Source organism: Thalassovita sp. (assembly GCF_963691685.1).
Taxonomy (GTDB): Bacteria; Pseudomonadota; Alphaproteobacteria; order Rhodobacterales; family Rhodobacteraceae; genus Thalassobius.
Genome location: NZ_OY829290.1, coordinates 760,176 through 776,718, shown reverse-complemented (window position 1 = coordinate 776,718; position 16,543 = coordinate 760,176). Strand labels below are relative to the sequence as shown.

The 16,543-nt window shown below is 56.9% G+C and carries 14 protein-coding genes and 1 pseudogene; 8 read left to right on the top strand and 7 right to left on the bottom strand.

The window, feature by feature from the left end; translation table 11 throughout:
- Positions 1 to 2 precede the first annotated feature (2 nt).
- Entirely contained in the window at positions 3 to 2,036 is a 2,034-nt protein-coding gene (locus tag ACORLH_RS03835; RefSeq protein ID WP_321831291.1) for a hypothetical protein, read from the bottom strand.
- 90 nt (positions 2,037 to 2,126) lie between these two features.
- Positions 2,127 to 2,369: pseudogene (locus ACORLH_RS03830) on the bottom strand (phage tail protein); the annotation flags it as partial.
- A 131-nt stretch (positions 2,370 to 2,500) separates the two neighbouring features.
- Here ACORLH_RS03830 and ACORLH_RS03825 point away from each other — a divergent pair.
- Positions 2,501 to 3,624, top strand: a protein-coding gene (locus ACORLH_RS03825; protein WP_321831288.1) for an IS3 family transposase whose coding sequence is annotated in 2 segments (ribosomal slippage) — positions 2,501 to 2,765 and positions 2,765 to 3,624 — 1,125 coding nt in all. Because the reading frame shifts where the segments join, the coding sequence is not laid out codon by codon here.
- A 541-nt stretch (positions 3,625 to 4,165) separates the two neighbouring features.
- Here ACORLH_RS03825 and ACORLH_RS03820 read toward each other — a convergent pair.
- Positions 4,166 to 4,717 (bottom strand): hypothetical protein, encoded by a 552-nt coding sequence (locus ACORLH_RS03820; RefSeq protein WP_321831287.1) that lies wholly within the window; start codon positions 4,715 to 4,717, stop codon positions 4,166 to 4,168.
- Positions 4,695 to 4,985 (bottom strand): hypothetical protein, encoded by a 291-nt coding sequence (locus ACORLH_RS03815; RefSeq protein ID WP_321831286.1) that lies wholly within the window; start codon positions 4,983 to 4,985, stop codon positions 4,695 to 4,697. The genes ACORLH_RS03820 and ACORLH_RS03815 overlap by 23 nt, the downstream gene beginning before the upstream one ends.
- A gap of 930 nt (positions 4,986 to 5,915) precedes the next feature.
- Here ACORLH_RS03815 and ACORLH_RS03810 point away from each other — a divergent pair.
- Together ACORLH_RS03810 and ACORLH_RS03805 are read left to right on the top strand one after the other, a co-directional pair.
- Positions 5,916 to 8,120: a YjbH domain-containing protein gene (locus ACORLH_RS03810; protein WP_321831285.1), complete on the top strand. Its 2,205-nt coding sequence runs from the start codon at positions 5,916 to 5,918 to the stop codon at positions 8,118 to 8,120.
- A complete protein-coding gene (locus tag ACORLH_RS03805; protein ID WP_321831283.1) occupies positions 8,117 to 8,782 on the top strand; it encodes a YjbF family lipoprotein in 666 nt (221 codons plus the stop codon). Before ACORLH_RS03810 ends, ACORLH_RS03805 begins: the two co-directional genes overlap by 4 nt.
- 126 nt (positions 8,783 to 8,908) lie before the next feature.
- On the opposite strand, the gene ACORLH_RS03800 is transcribed toward ACORLH_RS03805, so the two are convergent.
- Both ACORLH_RS03800 and ychF read right to left on the bottom strand, forming a co-directional pair.
- Positions 8,909 to 9,103 (bottom strand): hypothetical protein, encoded by a 195-nt coding sequence (locus ACORLH_RS03800; RefSeq protein WP_321831282.1) that lies wholly within the window; start codon positions 9,101 to 9,103, stop codon positions 8,909 to 8,911.
- 277 nt (positions 9,104 to 9,380) lie between these two features.
- Positions 9,381 to 10,478 carry a redox-regulated ATPase YchF gene (gene ychF / locus ACORLH_RS03795; protein ID WP_058243171.1) on the bottom strand — a complete coding sequence of 366 codons (1,098 nt, stop codon included), beginning with the start codon at positions 10,476 to 10,478 and terminating at the stop codon, positions 9,381 to 9,383.
- Positions 10,479 to 10,630: 152 nt separating this feature from the next.
- Between ychF and trpA the strand changes: the two genes are divergently transcribed.
- The 5 genes from trpA to ACORLH_RS03770 all read left to right on the top strand — a co-directional run bounded on the left by trpA (position 10,631) and on the right by ACORLH_RS03770 (position 16,051).
- Entirely contained in the window at positions 10,631 to 11,422 is a 792-nt protein-coding gene (trpA, locus tag ACORLH_RS03790; RefSeq protein WP_321831280.1) for a tryptophan synthase subunit alpha, read from the top strand.
- Positions 11,423 to 11,654: 232 nt separating this feature from the next.
- Positions 11,655 to 12,818, top strand: coding sequence for an alpha-hydroxy acid oxidase (locus ACORLH_RS03785; protein ID WP_321831279.1), 1,164 nt, complete (start codon positions 11,655 to 11,657; stop codon positions 12,816 to 12,818).
- 102 nt (positions 12,819 to 12,920) lie between these two features.
- Positions 12,921 to 13,550 (top strand): hypothetical protein, encoded by a 630-nt coding sequence (locus ACORLH_RS03780; protein ID WP_321831278.1) that lies wholly within the window; start codon positions 12,921 to 12,923, stop codon positions 13,548 to 13,550.
- A gap of 78 nt (positions 13,551 to 13,628) precedes the next feature.
- On the top strand, positions 13,629 to 15,290 hold the full coding sequence (locus ACORLH_RS03775; protein WP_321831277.1) for a sulfatase-like hydrolase/transferase: 1,662 nt from the start codon (positions 13,629 to 13,631) through the stop codon (positions 15,288 to 15,290).
- Positions 15,291 to 15,421: 131 nt separating this feature from the next.
- The gene (locus tag ACORLH_RS03770; protein WP_321831276.1) at positions 15,422 to 16,051 is read left to right on the top strand and encodes a 50S ribosomal protein L25/general stress protein Ctc; all 630 of its coding nucleotides are present in this window, start codon (positions 15,422 to 15,424) and stop codon (positions 16,049 to 16,051) included.
- A 110-nt stretch (positions 16,052 to 16,161) separates the two neighbouring features.
- Here ACORLH_RS03770 and ACORLH_RS03765 read toward each other — a convergent pair whose 3' ends face one another.
- Positions 16,162 to 16,485, bottom strand: a complete 324-nt coding sequence (locus ACORLH_RS03765; RefSeq protein ID WP_321831275.1) for an antibiotic biosynthesis monooxygenase — start codon at positions 16,483 to 16,485, stop codon at positions 16,162 to 16,164.
- Positions 16,486 to 16,543 lie beyond the last annotated feature (58 nt).

Below are 16,543 nucleotides of genomic sequence, written 5' to 3'. Positions count from 1 at the left end.
GATCACCTCACAATTGCGCGTGCATACAGAGACACATCTTTCACATTTGGGATGATGCTCCCTTTGGGTCGACCGCTGGGGAAGCGGGGACCGAGATAACCATAAACAACCGCACGCACTTCAACCTCATCAAAGGCTCCCAGTTTTGCTACCACCACATCGTCGGTACGCCATCTGGAACTGTCGGTCTTAGAAAATGTGTGAATGGTGTCCCAACCGGTCCATGACGCGCCGTTGCGCTGCCGCCATTGAAGTTTGACCCCTGTTTTATACTTGCGGATGTGCCAATCGCCCTCATTGTCCTGTTCCGGCCTCGTTCCCAAGCCTCGCCAAGTTGTCTTGCAGGCAATGTTCCAAAACTCACCGGGCAAGAATGCCCCCAGAGAGTAGCGAAACACTTCTGCATTTATCGGTAACGTCTGTGCCCCAGAACTTGCATAAGTGACCCCCGCGCTAACCGCCCCGACCTGGATGTCATCGCGTGCGATCAGGTTGGTGAATACAGCGTCCCCCTTCTGCGTGATCGCAAAACCTTGCGTGCCTCTCGTCAGAAGGTTGCCAGCGGCATCAACTGTGCCGTCGAAATTTGCCGACATAACGGCCCCACCAAAGACCGCCAGACCTGCGCTGCGAAATTCAACGGTATCGATCTGCTGCGAGGTGACGCTGCCATCCAACAAAATGTTTGTCGCCCGCACTCTGAACAGTGAGACCGCCCCTGCATCTCCATCCTGCGCGAAGAGGCCTAACTCTGCAGATTGGGCGCCGGCCAGAACCTTAAACACCACACTCGCAGAAGCATTTCCCTGTAGATCGCTGATCGCCGCCGCATGCTGCGCGGCGCGCGCGTCAGTCACCGTGGCTGGATAGGCTTGGAACTTGTGAAACCTTATCGACTTTGTAGTCCGAGCGCCTAACCCACCATAGTTTGCCATCAGATAGACCGAGTGACGATCAAAGGCTCCAGTAAAACCCACAGGCCGCTCAACAAGAACTGAACCAAAATAGCGCTTACCAGCCTGAATTGGATCGGAGACAAAATCACTGATAGGGATCCTCACCCGGAAAAGCTGGTTTTTGGTGTTGCGCCAATCGAACAGCACACCCGCGCCGCTGGTCGCACCAGACACAAGTTCAAATTCCAGTTCTAGCCGATAGCGATCCACACCAGATGCACCGACCCACCCAGCTTGTGTTGACTGCAGCTGCAAGCCAGCGTTCTGAATGTTAGTGGTGGTGAACTCATAAAGGTGACCGCTTGGATAGAACGTGCCAGGCCGTTTGGATCCGCCCAGCGACCAGCGCCTCCAAATATCCCCGAAGAAACTGGTGGCGAATACACCGCCACCTAATTGTTCAGAGGTTGCAACCACATCCTTCTTTGCCGAGCTGATTGCCTTGTTGATCGAGGCAGCAGTCAAATAGTCCTGTGACAGCTTAGCGGATACGCCATCGATGCCAGCCTGCAAGCCTTTGCGCTGCCGATCCAGAGCCCCTTTTAAGGTCCCCCCGGCGAAGCCAGACAATAGGGCGTCAATTTCCTTGCCGACTTGAGCAGCATGATAAGCCGCGGCATCGATTGCCTCACCAATTTCATCTTGCAGCTGATCCCGCGTAATCCGCAGATCCAGCGTGGTGACCTCCAGCCAATCCGACCAGACGGTTTGCCGCGCGGTGCCCGGCACGTAACGGCCCTGCACCTCATAGGTCTCAGCCGGAAGGATACCTGCAATAATCAACCCGGCGGCTGCGGCCACATCCTCAAAACGGCCGGAAAAGATCATTGCCCCTGTGGCCTTGACCCGCGCACGCACCTCAACCGCAATCACATCGTCCATGTCGCCATCCCAGCCAACGGCAATGGCCGGGAAACGGCCCGCGCCCTGCGCATCAGTTGACGCGGCAGCAGTAACAGACCAGCCCGCGATGGGCTGCGGCGGGACCACAGGAGCCACCACAGATCCGCCTGTGACGGGCGTATAATCGGTGTTGGTGTCAAAGACGTAATCCGCGGGATCTACTTCTGTCAGATCCACCAGCACATCCGCGTTGGACTGATCCAAAACGCCATCGACCCGAAACAGCTTCGCCACATAGCCATTGCGCTCTGAGGTAAAGGACACGATGTCGCCGGCCTCAAGCGCCCAGAAGCGCGGCGGCAGCACAAAGGTGTGACGGCGGGCGCGGCGGGCCTCATTCAGGCCGCCCTGCATCAGGCGCTGCACCTGCTCCGAATAGGGCACCAGGTCATACTGAACATCCACCATCAGGCGGCGGCCACCGTCCTCGACCTCAAAGTCTGGATTGTTAAGCGGCGGCGCGCTTTCGAGCTGCCAAACCTGCGCCGGATCCGGAAATTTGCCGCTCACACCGTTGACGGTATCCGCCAGTCCGAAGAACGGGGTGAAGGTCTGCTCTTCGCTGGACAGAATGTCGTCGTCAGTTGAGCCTGCCCCAGTGAACTGGTCCGCCGCTATGTTTAGGAAACGGAGGACCACGCATGGCAAACAAGCGACCGAAGCCGGAAGAGATAGTTTCGAAGTTACGGCAAGTTGAGGTGTTGATGGGGCAAGGCATGTCCCGTCTGGATGCAATCAGACAGATCGGTGTTGTTGAACAAACCTATTACCGCTGGCGTAAGAAGTATGGCGGAATGGGTGTGGATCAATTGAAGGAGCTGAAGCGGCTTCAAAAGGAAAATGAACGGCTCAGAAGAGCTGTGTCTGATCTTACGTTGGACAAATTAATCCTGAAGGAAGCCGCAAAGGGAAATTACTAAGCCCCGCTCGCCGTCGTGCATGTATTGATCACGTTCGAAGCCAGTTCAAAGTATCGCAACGCAGGGCCTGTCGGGTTCTCGGGCAGCATCGCTCCACACAAAGGCATATCCCGAAAGGCCGCGCCGATGAGGATCGTTTGGTTGCTGACATGATCGAATTGGCCAGACAGTTTGGCCGCTACGGCTATCGGCGGATCGCGGCTCTGCTCAGAGAGGCGGGTTGGTCCGTGAGCGATGGTCGTGTCGAACGGCTATGGCGACGAGAGGGGCTGAAGGTTCCAGCAAAACAACCGAAGAAGGGGCGGCTCTGGCTGAATGACGGATCATGTGTTCGGCTGAGGCCCGAGTATCGGAACCATGTCTGGAGCTATGACTTCGTGCATTGCCGGACAGATGATGGAAAAGTCTTCAGGACGCTGAACATCATTGATGAGCACAGCCGGGAATGTTTGGCGATTAAGGTGCAGCGCAAATTGAACTCGACAGATGTGATCAATGTTCTGACAGACCTGTTCATCCTGCGCGGCGCTCCGGCATTCATCCGGTCGGATAATGGCCCTGAGTTCGTTGCACAGGCTGTTCGGGACTGGATCACCGCCGTCGGCGCGAAGACCGCCTACATCGAGCCAGGGTCACCCTGGGAAAACGGATATTGCGAAAGCTTCAACGGGCGGATGCGGGATGAACTTCTCAACGGCGAGGTATTCTACAGCCTGCGCGAAGCGCAAATCCTGATCGAAGAGTGGAGGAAACACTACAACACAAGGCCCCACAGTGCATTGGGCTACAAACCACCAGCTCCTGAAACCATCATTCCGATGGATCAGAGGCCGATCATGCACTAACAATCAAAATGGACCACTCAGATGAGGCTGCTCATTTGGGCACCGACATTTTACAGGAGGTGCATATGAGTGACAGTGTCTTCAAGCTACTCACGCTTTCGCTGATGGTTTTGACTATCATTGTGATGATCTTAATCGGATAGTGAGTAGCCCGTAGCTGGCGGTGTCTATAACCAGCTACGGGCCCATCCTATGTAGGCTGTCAAAACGATTGGGCGAATCCCAATCAAGGGCAACAGCTTCCTTATAGAATGAACAACGTATTGCATCCGACTAAACCCTATGGCTGAGCTCGGAAGCGCTGCGTCGCATCATTTACAGGAGTATGAAATCCTGCATCTTCAAGCGCCGCTTATACTACAGGAATCATGCAGTTGCGCAAGAAATTCTAGAGGCACCTGACAACTATCGATACATGGAGCCGACCACACTTCAGCTTTCAGTTCAAAGTGTGAGCCAAGCCGTCAACGCTCCATTGGGCAAAAATGGCGCAGGACGAGAACCGTTTAAAGTGCAACTGGCCCGCCAACGTTTCTCCGGCTCAGGCGCCTAAGCCCAGTGATCTGCCGTTGTTCTCAGAAACCACAGTTCGGGCAGCCTTAGCTCCCGGGCTGGAGATCAACACCCACGTCGCAAAAGCGGTCTTGCTTGCATCGTCAACGCCGCCAAGCAATTCTATGGATAGTGCCGCAACCTCAATAAGCTGTGATGCTTCATCGACGGACGGCCTACAGACAGGATCATAGTCAGCTCGTTTTCTGCACGTTTGCAGAGTCACGAAGTTTGAGGCGAAGAACTTTAGCTCCTCAGGAAAGGCGATTTTAACGGCTTTCTTACAGGAATCTTTGCAGACACCGTGAGCCAATCCGCGATAGACCTCAACCCAAGCCTTGTTTGCTCTGGTAGTACGGTCTGATCCAACCAATCCATTGGCCGACATACGGGCGAGCGCATGGTACATCGCAAAATAGGCCGTACTTATCGCGCAACGGACGTCGGCTTGAGAATGCTCCGCCTTATCGGCATGCACAAGTGACCGTGCCGTTTCTATTAATCCTTCGGCAATAGCCTCATCCGGCAAATGCTTTTCCACTCATTGCTGGTGTCAATATTGGCAAATAAGAATGCCAGTCTTCTTTTTGCTCGGCAACTAAACGCCGAACATTTGATGAAAGCCCAAAATAGCCTTTTGCAAAATCTTTAGGTTTAACCTTTGTACTCACTAATAGCTCAATGCGGATTTCTCCGGCTTCGTGGTCGATCGCTACATCCTCTACCGAGATGTTTTCAATCAACTCCGCCGGGACTTCCTCCAACACCAAAGCTACCAGTTGATCACGAACTGTGCTTGGTAAATCCATGTTGTTCTCCCTACCCGCGAAGTGTTGCACGGAACTTCTCCCGTTTAAAGGGGAAAATCCAATCATCGATGCGCCAAATACGCGCATTTCCTAAGTTGAACAACCATCTTTCGAAACGCGAAAAACACGAAAGGCCTTGACCACTCGTGCCGCCATATGGTGTTTAAAGTTCAGATGCCCGCCATCACCTCTATCTACCTTTCTTCGGCTTCTAAGGAGAAGACCAACGAAGGGCTTCTCGAGCGTGGACTTGTTTCCACTCACTCAAGAAAAAGGAGGTTCAAAGATGGCTGCTTGTAAAACTTGTAGTTGGCCGAAACCGGTTCGCGTTCGCGAATATGTCCGGTTCCGGTTTGGACGCTGGGAAACTGTTGTGACCCATTGTCGTTCTCATCCGTCTTAACGGCGCTGCAACGCCTATGACGTCTCTTTAACAAGATGGCGGGCATCTACCCTATTAGAGATAACGACCCAAGCCCTAATTTCTATAGTGGCGTGATATTTCTTGCGATTTCGTTACCTCACCGTGATTCAAATATCTCACTCACACCGTGCCGCACTGCCCGAGCAACCCGTGCAACATCCGTGCAAAGGGGTCCGCCTTGTGGGGTGTTTGTGTTGTTTTTTAGGGGTTTATGTGCAAGGTGATTTGACCTTAGCAGGGGAGCGCCTTCGACCACTCGGCCACGTCTCCGTCGACGAGTTTATCTAGGCTTGCAGGCAGGGACAAGAGGAAAATCGCACATTCTTCACAAAGCTTTCAATTGGCAGAAACAGCCCCTCTATTGCGCATGATTGCCCTGCCACTGTGGGCGGGAGACAACGCCGGGCATCAAGTGCCGGACGCAGTGCAATGAAACATGGACAGGATGGCGCAATTTCCATAGGCAGGAAGGGACTGATCTTTTTAGAATTTGGATTGCCGCTACCATGGTTCGCCATTTGCCTCCCCGCCCTGCCTCTGTGCATCGCCATCACGGCCTTACGGGTGTTGGAAATGGCAGGCGAAAAATTGCGTTACTGTCGGGGGTTGCGGCGGTTTGCCTGTGGCCGCTGCAGGCCGGCGCCGAGGATCCGTTTACCGCGCCTCTGGCCCCCTCGCATAACCTTTATGGCATGCCGGGGCTGATCGATATGCCGACCGCGGACATGTCACCTGATGCGCAGCTGACAACCACCGTAGGGCATTTCGCCGGCACCACACGTGCGAGCCTTAGTTTCCAGATCCTGCCACGGCTGACCGGCAGTTTCCGTTATTCGGCGCTGGAAGGCTATGTGCCGGACAACTACGATCTGAGCACCTATTACGATCGCAGCTTCGATCTGCGCTATCAGCTGGTGGAAGAGGGCGACCTGCGCCCGGCTATCGCGGTTGGTCTGCGGGATTTCATTGGCACCGGGCTTTATGGCGGGGAGTATATCGTCGCCACCAAAGGGATTGGTGACAAGCTGCGGGTGACCGCCGGCCTGGGCTGGGGCCGCCTGGGCAGCCAGGGCGCCATTGGCAGCACCGGCACCCGCCCGAGTGAGCTGCTGGGCGAAGGTGGCATCCCCACCTATGATCGCTGGTTCCGCGGTGATGTGGCGCCGTTTGGCGGTATTTCCTATCAGGTCACTGAGCGGCTGGCGGTTTCGGCCGAATATTCCTCGGACGCTTATGAGCCCGAGCGCGGCATCAGCCCGATCAGCGAATACGGCAATACTGAACCAGCGCTGTTTGACCGCAAATCCTCGCTGAACTTCGGGATCGATTACCGGTTCAAAAACGGCAATCAGCTGTCTGTCTATTCGCTTTATGGCGATACGATTGGCGCGCAGCTGACCCTATCGACGAACCCGCGTTATGCCAATGCGCCGACCGGTCTTGAAAAAGCCCCTGCCCCGATCATCCCACGTCAAAGGGCCAGCCTGAACGATTTGGGCTGGAGCACAGATGACACCCAGATCAACAGCACCAAACGCACCCTTCGCGCCGCACTGGAAGGTGATGGGCTGGCCTATCAGAACCTAAGCCTGTCACCGCGCGAAGCGACGCTGCAGATCCGCAACCCGCGTTACAGCGCAGAGCCGCAGGCCATTGGCCGCGCAGCGCGCCACATGGCGCGGGTACTGCCTGCTTCGGTCGAAGTGTTCCACATCATCCCGACATCCAAAGGCATGCCGCTGGCGAACATCACCGTTAAGCGCAGCGATCTGGAAGCTTTGGAACACGCCCCTGCCGAGGCTTTGCTGGAACGGGTTGCGGTAACCGATGCGGCAGGTCTGGGCCTTGGGCAAGAGGCGGGACTGCCGGCGCGCAGCAGCCTCAGCCTGGCGCCCTATCTGACCTTCAGCGTCTTTGACCCTGACAACCCAATTCGGATCGACACCGGTCTGCGCCTGAGCGGCAGCTATTTCGTGACACCCGGACTGGAATTGTCAGGCTCCGTCACTCATAAGCTGGCGGGCAATCTGGACAGTGTGACCCGTGAAATCCCCTCCAACCTGCCGCGGGTGCGCACCGATTATGCCGAATACAGCCGGCAAGGTGACACCGCGATTGAGCATCTGACCCTCAGCCATTTTGGTCGCCCTGGCAAAGACCTCTACAGCCGGGTCACGGCGGGTTACCTTGAAACCATGTACGCCGGCATCTCGGGCGAGGTGTTGTGGAAACCGGTGGACAGCCGCCTGGCGCTTGGCGCGGAGGTCAATCACGTCAAGCAACGCGACTTCGATCAGAAGTTCGGGCTGCGGGAATATGAAACCACTACCGGCCATCTGTCGGCCTATTACGATTTTGGCAATGGCTTCCACGGTCAAGTCGACGCCGGGCGCTATCTGGCGGGCGATATCGGGGCAACCTTCTCGCTGGACCGCGAGTTTGCCAACGGCTGGCGCATCGGTGCCTATGCGACCTTCACCGATGTCAGCGCTGAGGAATACGGCGAAGGCTCCTTTGACAAAGGCATCCGCCTGACGATCCCGATGAGCTGGGCCTTGGGCAAACCAAGTCGCCGGGACAATACGGTGACCCTGCAGTCCCTGACCCGGGACGGCGGCGCGCGCGTGAATGTACGGGACCGTTTGTACCAGCGTGTGCGCGACTATCATCAACCCGAACTGAACAAAGAATGGGGGCGCGTGTGGCGATGATACGCGGACTGAGCCTTGTTTTCTGCGCCGCACTTGGCCTGGCAGGCTGTGGCACACTTTATGAAACCGGATCTGCAACCGGTGAAAGCAACGAAGGATTTGCCAGCCGCCTGTTAGGGCGCGGCAAGGACGCGGGACCACAGCAGGTGGACGTGCAGAAGATCCTGACAGAAACGACCGGTCCGCTGGCGATCCTGTCACAAGAACAAACGCAGGTGACAATCCTGCTGCGCAAGATTGCCCAGAATGGCGGACATAGCACCTATGTTAGTGATGATGGACAATCACTCAGCTTCCGGCGTGGCATCATCACCGCAACCCGCGGTGGCGGCAATGACTTGATGGCAACCGAACTGGAAAGCTCCGTCGCTCTGGTCAGCAGCAAACGCGAAGGCAAAAGCAACCGACGTATGTATTACGTGAACGGGGCGGGTGAGCGTTTTTCACTGACATTTGACTGTGAGGTGCTGCGGGGCAAACGTGAACCCTTTGTCAGCGGCCTGATTTCAACCACCACCCAGTTGATGGTCGAGCAATGTAAAAATGACCAGTATGAGTTTGCCAATACCTATCTGATCAGCAGTGACGGTCAGGTCCTTGGATCACGCCAGTGGATCAATCCGCAGGTGGGTAGCGTCCTTTTCCAGATGATCCGTCGATAATCGGCATCGGCTTGGTGGCCGGCCGTAAGCGCCACCAAGCCACTTTTACCGGCTAAGACGGTCAGTCAGAAAATGAAAAGGCCCGGCGCAGCGCACCGGGCCTTTTGAATTCATGTGATCGTTAGATCAGGAATCGCCAGCTGCGACCACCCCAACCAGGATCAGACCACCGAGGATCAGTGCGGGCGAGATGCCGCTGCCGGTGGTTACAACCGGTGCGTCAACAACGGGGGCGGTGAACGGGTCGATGGCACCTGCGGTTGCAGGAACTGCGGAAGCCAGGGCCAGGGTCGCTGCGATAGCGAGGGTAACTTTTTTCATAATGCTGCTCCAGACGTCAAGAATTGAAGGGCTCAGGGAATCCCCAAGCCAACTAGCCCTTAAACCGTAGCATGAAATTCTCCGCAACGCCTATAGCGGAAATACGGGAATCGGAAAAATATGTCCAAAATCCCACAATTTACGCTGACGAATTGGATTTTGCCGCCTGTTTGCGGGCATTGCCACAGGAATTGGTGGCTACGCAGACGCGAATCCCGGCAAATTCTGGGGAGTGGGAAGATGTCAGCGGGGTGGTCAGCCCACCCCGCGTTTTAGCTCAGGTGTTAAAGAGGAAGTGCATGACGTCGCCATCTTTCACTTCGTACCCCTTACCTTCAGCACGCATTTTGCCCGCTTCTTTGGCACCTTGTTCCCCATTGTTGGCAACGTAATCATCATAAGCGATGGTTTCCGCCCGGATGAAGCCGCGTTCAAAATCGCCGTGGATCACACCGGCGGCCTGCGGGGCCATGGTGCCGACCTTAATGGTCCAGGCACGCGCCTCTTTCGGACCAACGGTGAAGTAGGTTTCCAGATGCAGCAGACCGTAACCGGCGCGGATCAGGCGATCCAGACCCGGCTCTTCCAGCCCCATTTCGCCAAGGAACATCTCAGCTTCTTCTGCTTCCAGTTGGCTGATCTCTTCTTCGATCTTGGCGGAGATAATCACGTGGCTGTTGCCCTGCGCAGCCGCCATTTCGGCAACACGCGCGGAGTGTTCATTGCCGGTCGCGGATTCATCTTCGGCGACGTTGCAAACATAGAGCACCGGCTTGGTGGTCAGCAGCTGCAGCATTTTCCATGCCTTAAGGTCTTCGTCATCAACCTCAACCAGACGGGCGGGTTTGCCATCTTCCAGCATGGCCTGTGCTTCGGCCAGCAGGCGGTCCTGCTGCTGGGCTTCCTTATCGTTGCCCTTCAGCTTGCGCACCAGGTTAGCGCGACGCTTCTCGATCGATTCCAGATCGGCCAGCATCAGCTCGGTCTCAATGGTGTCAGCGTCCGTTACCGGGTCCACGCGACCTTCAACATGGGTCACGTCGCCATCTTCAAAGCAGCGCAGCACGTGGGCGATGGCGTCCACTTCGCGAATATTGGCCAGGAACTGGTTGCCCAGACCTTCGCCCTGCGAAGCCCCCTTCACCAGACCAGCAATGTCCACAAAGGTCATACGGGCAGGAATGATATTGGCGGATTTGGCGATTCCGGCCAATGTGTCCAGACGCTGATCAGGCACGTTCACCTCACCCACGTTCGGCTCAATGGTGCAAAACGGGAAGTTTGCCGCCTGCGCCGCAGCGGTTTTCGTCAGTGCGTTGAACAGGGTCGATTTGCCCACGTTCGGCAGACCCACGATTCCCATCTTGAAGCCCATGACCGGCCCTTTCTCAATCCTTGTTTCAAGGGGCTTCTAGGCAGTTGCTGACCGCGTGGCAAGCCACGTGTTCTGCGAAGGCGCCAAGCAGCATTGATTTTCGGCGACAAAGCAGGCACATGCAAAGGACGTGATTTTGAAGGACTGCCCGCATGACCCGCATTGACGCCAAATTCGCCGAATTGAAAGCTGAAGGCAAAAAGGCTTTTGTCTCCTATATCATGGCGGGTGATCCCGACTATGACACCTCGCTGGAGATCGTCAAAGCGCTGCCCAAGGCGGGTGTTGATATCATTGAACTGGGCCTGCCCTTCACCGATCCGATGGCCGATGGTGAAACCATACAGCTGGCCGGTCAGCGCGCATTGGAGGCAGGTCAAACCCTACAACGCACCCTGGATCTGGCAGCCGAGTTCCGCAAAGAGGACAGCACCACGCCGATCGTGCTGATGGGGTACTACAACCCGATTTATAATCGCGGCGTGGATCAATTCCTGCAGGACGCCAAAGCGGCCGGCATCGACGGGCTGATCGTGGTGGACCTGCCGCCCGAAGAAGACGACGAGCTGTGCATCCCCGCGCAGGCGGCTGGGCTGAACTTCATCCGGCTGGCGACCCCAACAACCGATGACAAACGCCTGCCGACCGTCCTGCAAAACACCAGCGGCTTTGTCTATTACGTGTCGGTCACCGGCATCACCGGTTCGGCTGAGGCGCAGGCTGGCAACGTCGGCCCTGAGGTTGCCCGCATCAAGGCGGCAACCGATCTGCCGGTCATTGTTGGCTTTGGCATCAACACGCCTGAGGCGGCAGAAAACATCGCCTCGGTCGCAGATGGCTGCGTTGTTGGCTCCGCTATCGTTAAGGAAATCGGCGCCGGCAAATCGGTGGAGGATGTGGCCAATTTCGTCGCCTCACTGGCAGACGGGGCCCATCGCGCCTAACCAGATTTTTTATGCAGATTTGAAAGGCACGCCATGACGGCGTGCCTTTTTTCTTGGGGCGCTGCCCCAAACCCCGGAGTATTTTGGGAAACATTGAAAGGAAAATGGGCGCGAGCGGCGCAAAATCCACGAAATTGGTCCGCATTCTGCTTCAGGGGATTGCCCCAATCCCACCTCATTGGTAAGGAAACTTCACCAATACAGGGCCAAACTGAGGGGAAAGTGAGTCACCATGCCCGTGATTACCAATATTGAAGACCTCAAACGGATCTATAAGCGCCGCGCGCCGCGGATGTTTTACGACTATGCGGAAAGCGGTAGCTGGACCGAACAGACCTTCCGTGAAAACTGTTCCGACTTTGATCAGCTGTATCTGCGTCAGCGGGTGGCCGTAGACATGACCGGCCGCACCACCGCCAGCCGGATGATTGGCCAAGACGTGGCGATGCCGGTTGCCCTGGCCCCGGTTGGCCTGACCGGCATGCAATGCGCCGATGGTGAAATTAAAGCGGCGCGGGCGGCGGAGAAGTTTGGCGTGCCCTTTACGCTTTCGACCATGTCGATCAACTCGATCGAGGATGTGGCCGAGGCGACCAGCAAACCGTTCTGGTTCCAGCTTTACACCATGAAGGATCAGGACTTCGTCAGCCGGTTGATCCAACGCGCCAAAGACGCCAAATGCTCGGCCCTGGTGATCACGCTGGACCTGCAGATCCTGGGGCAGCGTCATAAAGATCTGAAAAACGGTCTGTCTGCCCCGCCCAAACTGACCCCCTCGACCATCGCCAACCTGATGACGAAATGGTCTTGGGGTCTGCAGATGCTGGGGGCGAAACGGCGCAACTTTGGCAATATCGTCGGCCATGTCGACGGGGTAACCGACACCGCGAACCTTGGCGCCTGGACGGCGGAGCAGTTTGACCCTTCGCTGGACTGGGGCAAAATCGCCAAGATTAAAGAGGAATGGGGCGGCCCGGTGATCCTGAAGGGTATTCTGGACGCGGAAGATGCCAAAATGGCCCTTTCGGTTGGCGCCGATGCAATTGTGGTCTCAAACCACGGCGGCCGTCAGTTGGATGGCGCGATGAGTTCGATCAAGGCGCTGCCTTCCATTCTGGACGCGGTCGGCGATCAGGTTGAGGTCCATCTGGACAGCGGTATCCGGTCGGGTCAGGACGTACTGAAGGCATTGGCGATGGGCGCAAAAGGCACCTATATCGGCCGCGCCTTTGTCTATGGTCTGGGCGCCATGGGCGAAGCGGGGGTCACCAAAGCGCTGGAGGTGATCCATAAAGAGCTGGACGTTTCCATGGCGCTGTGTGGTCGCCGCCGGGTGGATGAGCTGGACAAGGACATCCTGCTGATCCCCGATGACTTTGAAGGGCGCTGGCAGTAACAGCGCCTATCACCGAGAAAGCAGGGCCCGGGGTTTTGACACTCCGGGCCTTTTCAGTGCAGGGTGAGCCGAAAGCGCCCGACGGCGCGCAAGAGGTTGTTCATGCTGGTTTTTGTCGACGCCAATATTGCCCTGTTTGCGGTGCCTAAAACCGGCTCTACCGCCTATCATCTGGCGTTGAAGAGCAAGGCCGACATCACGCTGGCGGGCAAACAGGCGCTAAAGCATATGCCCCTGCGCAAATATGACCGCCATTTTGCACCGTTTCTGAAAGAGGCCTACAACCTCAGTCCCGAAAGGGTCGCCGTGATGCGCGATCCCGTTGAGCAGATCCGCAGCTGGTACAAATACCGCAGCCGCGACAAGGTGCGCGGCGGCAATGCGGTGCCCGAGGGGATGAGCTTTGACGGGTTTGTAGCCGAGGTCATTGCCCGCAAACCGCACGCTTGCGCCAAGTTGGGCAGTCAGTTTACCTTTCTGACCTCCGACGACGGCGCATTGCGCACCGATCACCTGTTTGCCTATGAGCGCCCGGTAAAACTGGTCTCCTTCCTGCAGGACCGCATCGGCAAGCCGTTTGAGACCCAGCAGAAAAACGTCTCGCCCCATCGTGATGCACCCTTGAGCGGTGAGATGGAGGCAGAACTGCGCCAAGCCCGGGCCGAGGAATTTGCCCTTTATGACCGGGTGATGCAGGCCGGTGGGCATCTACACACGCCGGTTGAGACCTGATTGCGCCGCATCAGACTGTAGTGAACTCAGACCAACCTGCTGCACCCGTTTTACAGCGCGTAACTTTCGACTGAAACATTGACCACCACACACCTACAGCCGCCAAATCCCATCAGAACCGCACGGATCGCCCTTAAAGAGCTTGCGCGGGTCCTCGCCCTATTGCTGCCCGGGTTCCTTGCCCTGTTTTTGATCGTGCGAGCGTTTGTGAACGGTCACGTCAGCGACATCACCTTTGCGCTTTGGCTGCTGGTCATTCAGGCGCTGTCCCTGCTGGTGCCGAACCCGGTCAATGAAACGCGGGGGGATCGGAAGGCCATCCTGATCAAGCTGGCCGCGCTATTGCCGGCGATCTTATTGCTTTTCCCGCTGACAGTGGTGGTGTTGATTTTCGGTGAACTGGACACGGCCGCCTTTGTTTTCCATCTGGCGTTTGGCATTGGCGGCACCCCGCTTCGGGAGTTCGCCCCCTATATCGTGACCGTCACGATTTACTGGGCCGCGATCCTGATCACCCTCTACCGTTTGCGCAAATGGCTGCGCCGCATCCCGTTCTGGTGGAGCCTGTGCTGCGTCAGCCTGATCGCCGGAAACCCATTGGTCCGCGACGCGCTGTTTAATCAGTTTCAGGCAAAATACGGCCGGGGCGAAAGCCTGATCACCGCGTTTCAGGACCCCATGCTGATCGCCCCAATCGAAGGGGAAAACCCGGACCTCATCATCCTGTACCTTGAAGGGATGGAGCGCACCTACGGGATCAAAGACAGCTTTGGTGAGATCTATGTCCCGATTGAACGGCTTGCGGAAAGCGGCGTGCCTTTTTCCGATGTGGCACAGATCGACGGCACCGGCTGGAGCTTGGCCGGCATGACCGCCACCCAATGCGGGGTGCCGCTGTTGCCGATGGGGTCACTCCCCCTCAACCGCACCGCGGATATGAAGCAAATTGGCGCTGGCGTCACTTGCCTCACCGATATCCTTAAGGCGCGCGGATACCACTCAACCTATGCCTCCACGACAGAAATCATCGGCAGCGATCGGGGGCATTATGGTTTTGACAACTTCTACCGGACGCATCAACTCGACCAGATTGTCGACAAGGCCAATGCGATGACGCCCGGTGCGATTGCTGCGCGCGAGGCCGGTGATACCTCTTGGGCGCTGCGGGACGGTGAAGGCTACGCGATTGCCCTTGCCCATGTGGAGGCGCGGTTAAAAAGCGATCAACCCTATGCGTTGATCCTGTCGACGATGGATACCCATGGCCCCAAGGCGCATATGTCGGACCAATGCGTCGCAGACGGCCAGCCCAAAGTGTCTGATGACCTCACCGATGCTGTGGCCTGTACCAGCAAGCTGACCGAAACCTTCATCGCTGAGCTGCGCAAGCTGACCAAGGACCGCAGCACCCGCATTGTGGTGGCCAGCGATCATCTGGCGCATCACAACAACCTGTCCCCGCAACTGGATCAGCATCCGCGGCGAAACATGGTGATGTTTCTGAACGGGCCGGATGCGCCCCGGGTGATCGATAAACCAGCCGCCATGCCGGATGTCTTTCCGACGCTTCTACACTGGCTGGGCTGGCTGGACAGCGGCGCGCCGCAGGCTGCTGGCATTGGCAAATCCCTCTTCCATGATCCGGCCACTTTGATCGAAACCTTCGGGATCGAGGGGGTCAATGACAGGCTGCGCAGGGATGTGGAACTGGCCGCGAAGTTCTGGCATTCTGCCCCATAGGGCCCCGGCCAATGGGCCCAAGGAAATAAGCCCTTTCAAAATCCCCCGGACTCGTCTATACGCGCGGCTTCATGCGGGCATACAGCCTTGGAGGATGCCCGTGATTCTAACTAATTTATGGAGAATTCCAAATGGCTGGAACTATTCCTGACCTCCACGCAGAGGTCCGCACGGGGACAGGCAAGGGCGCCGCTCGTCAAGCACGCCGTGAAGGCAAAGTACCTGGTGTTGTATTCGGTGGCGAAGCTGAGCCACTGGCGATCAACGTTCCCTTCAACGACCTGCTGAAGCGCCTGAAAGCTGGCCGCTTCAAGTCGACCCTCTTCAACCTGAAAGTTGAAGGCCAGGAAGATGTACGTGTGATCTGCCGCGACGTTCAGCGTGACGTGGTCAAAGACCTGCCGACCCACGTTGACTTCATGCGTCTGCGCCGCACCACCCGCATCGCGCTGTTCATCAACGTGAACTTCGAAAACCAGGAAACCTGCCCCGGCATCAAAAAAGGTGGCGTACTGACCGTTGTACGTCCCGAAGTTGAGCTGGAAGTTCTGGCCGGTGACATCCCTGAGTCGATCACCATCGACCTGGCAGAAGCCAACGTCGGTGACGTTCTGCACATCAGCGACGTAACCCTGCCGGAAGGCGCCAAGCCGACCATCGATCGTGACTTCGTGATTGCAAACATCTCGGCTCCGTCGGGTCTGCGTTCGGAAGAGAACGAAGCCGAAGACGGCGAAGAAGCTGCAGCAGCAGAAGAGTAATCTCTGCGCCCTGTCGCACCCCGGTATTGATTGCTGAGGTGCTGACAAACGGCTTTGACGAAAACGAAACGCGGACCTTCGGGTCCGCATTTTTTTTTGTTTGGGGGCGCTTAGGCGCTTTCGTGCAGGACGGTTTTGAAACCTTCAAACTGCGGCGGGCCAACCAGAACGTCTTTGGTTGCTGAACGGCCTGCATTGGCATGGGCTGCACGGAACTGTTCCGATTTGGTCCAGGCAAGGAAATCCTCTTCGGTCGCCCACATGGTGTGAGACGAATAGAGGCAATAGTCCTCAGTGGCGGCGCCTTTCAGCATGCGGAACTCTTGGTAGCCCTTCATTTCATTCAGGCGCCCTTCGCGTGCGCGCCAGATCTCTTCAAATGCCTCTTCCTGGCCCAAGGCGACCTTGAAGCGGTTCATGGCAATGTAGGACATGCCGTTTCCTTTCACGTTTCTTATTATCGGGATAGCTGGCATGAACGCGCCCGTTCGG

What these genes read in the sequence shown, in the direction of transcription:
- ACORLH_RS03815 (WP_321831286.1), bottom strand. Translation starts at nt 4,985, where the DNA reads ATGGATTTACCAAGCACAGTTCGTGATCAACTGGTAGCTTTGGTGTTG.
- ACORLH_RS03810 (WP_321831285.1), top strand. Translation starts at nt 5,916, where the DNA reads ATGGTTCGCCATTTGCCTCCCCGCCCTGCCTCTGTGCATCGCCATCAC.
- ACORLH_RS03805 (WP_321831283.1), top strand. Translation starts at nt 8,117, where the DNA reads ATGATACGCGGACTGAGCCTTGTTTTCTGCGCCGCACTTGGCCTGGCA.
- ACORLH_RS03800 (WP_321831282.1), bottom strand. Translation starts at nt 9,103, where the DNA reads ATGAAAAAAGTTACCCTCGCTATCGCAGCGACCCTGGCCCTGGCTTCC.
- ychF (WP_058243171.1), bottom strand. Translation starts at nt 10,478, where the DNA reads ATGGGCTTCAAGATGGGAATCGTGGGTCTGCCGAACGTGGGCAAATCG.
- trpA (WP_321831280.1), top strand. Translation starts at nt 10,631, where the DNA reads ATGACCCGCATTGACGCCAAATTCGCCGAATTGAAAGCTGAAGGCAAA.
- ACORLH_RS03785 (WP_321831279.1), top strand. Translation starts at nt 11,655, where the DNA reads ATGCCCGTGATTACCAATATTGAAGACCTCAAACGGATCTATAAGCGC.
- ACORLH_RS03780 (WP_321831278.1), top strand. Translation starts at nt 12,921, where the DNA reads ATGCTGGTTTTTGTCGACGCCAATATTGCCCTGTTTGCGGTGCCTAAA.
- ACORLH_RS03770 (WP_321831276.1), top strand. Translation starts at nt 15,422, where the DNA reads ATGGCTGGAACTATTCCTGACCTCCACGCAGAGGTCCGCACGGGGACA.
- ACORLH_RS03765 (WP_321831275.1), bottom strand. Translation starts at nt 16,485, where the DNA reads ATGTCCTACATTGCCATGAACCGCTTCAAGGTCGCCTTGGGCCAGGAA.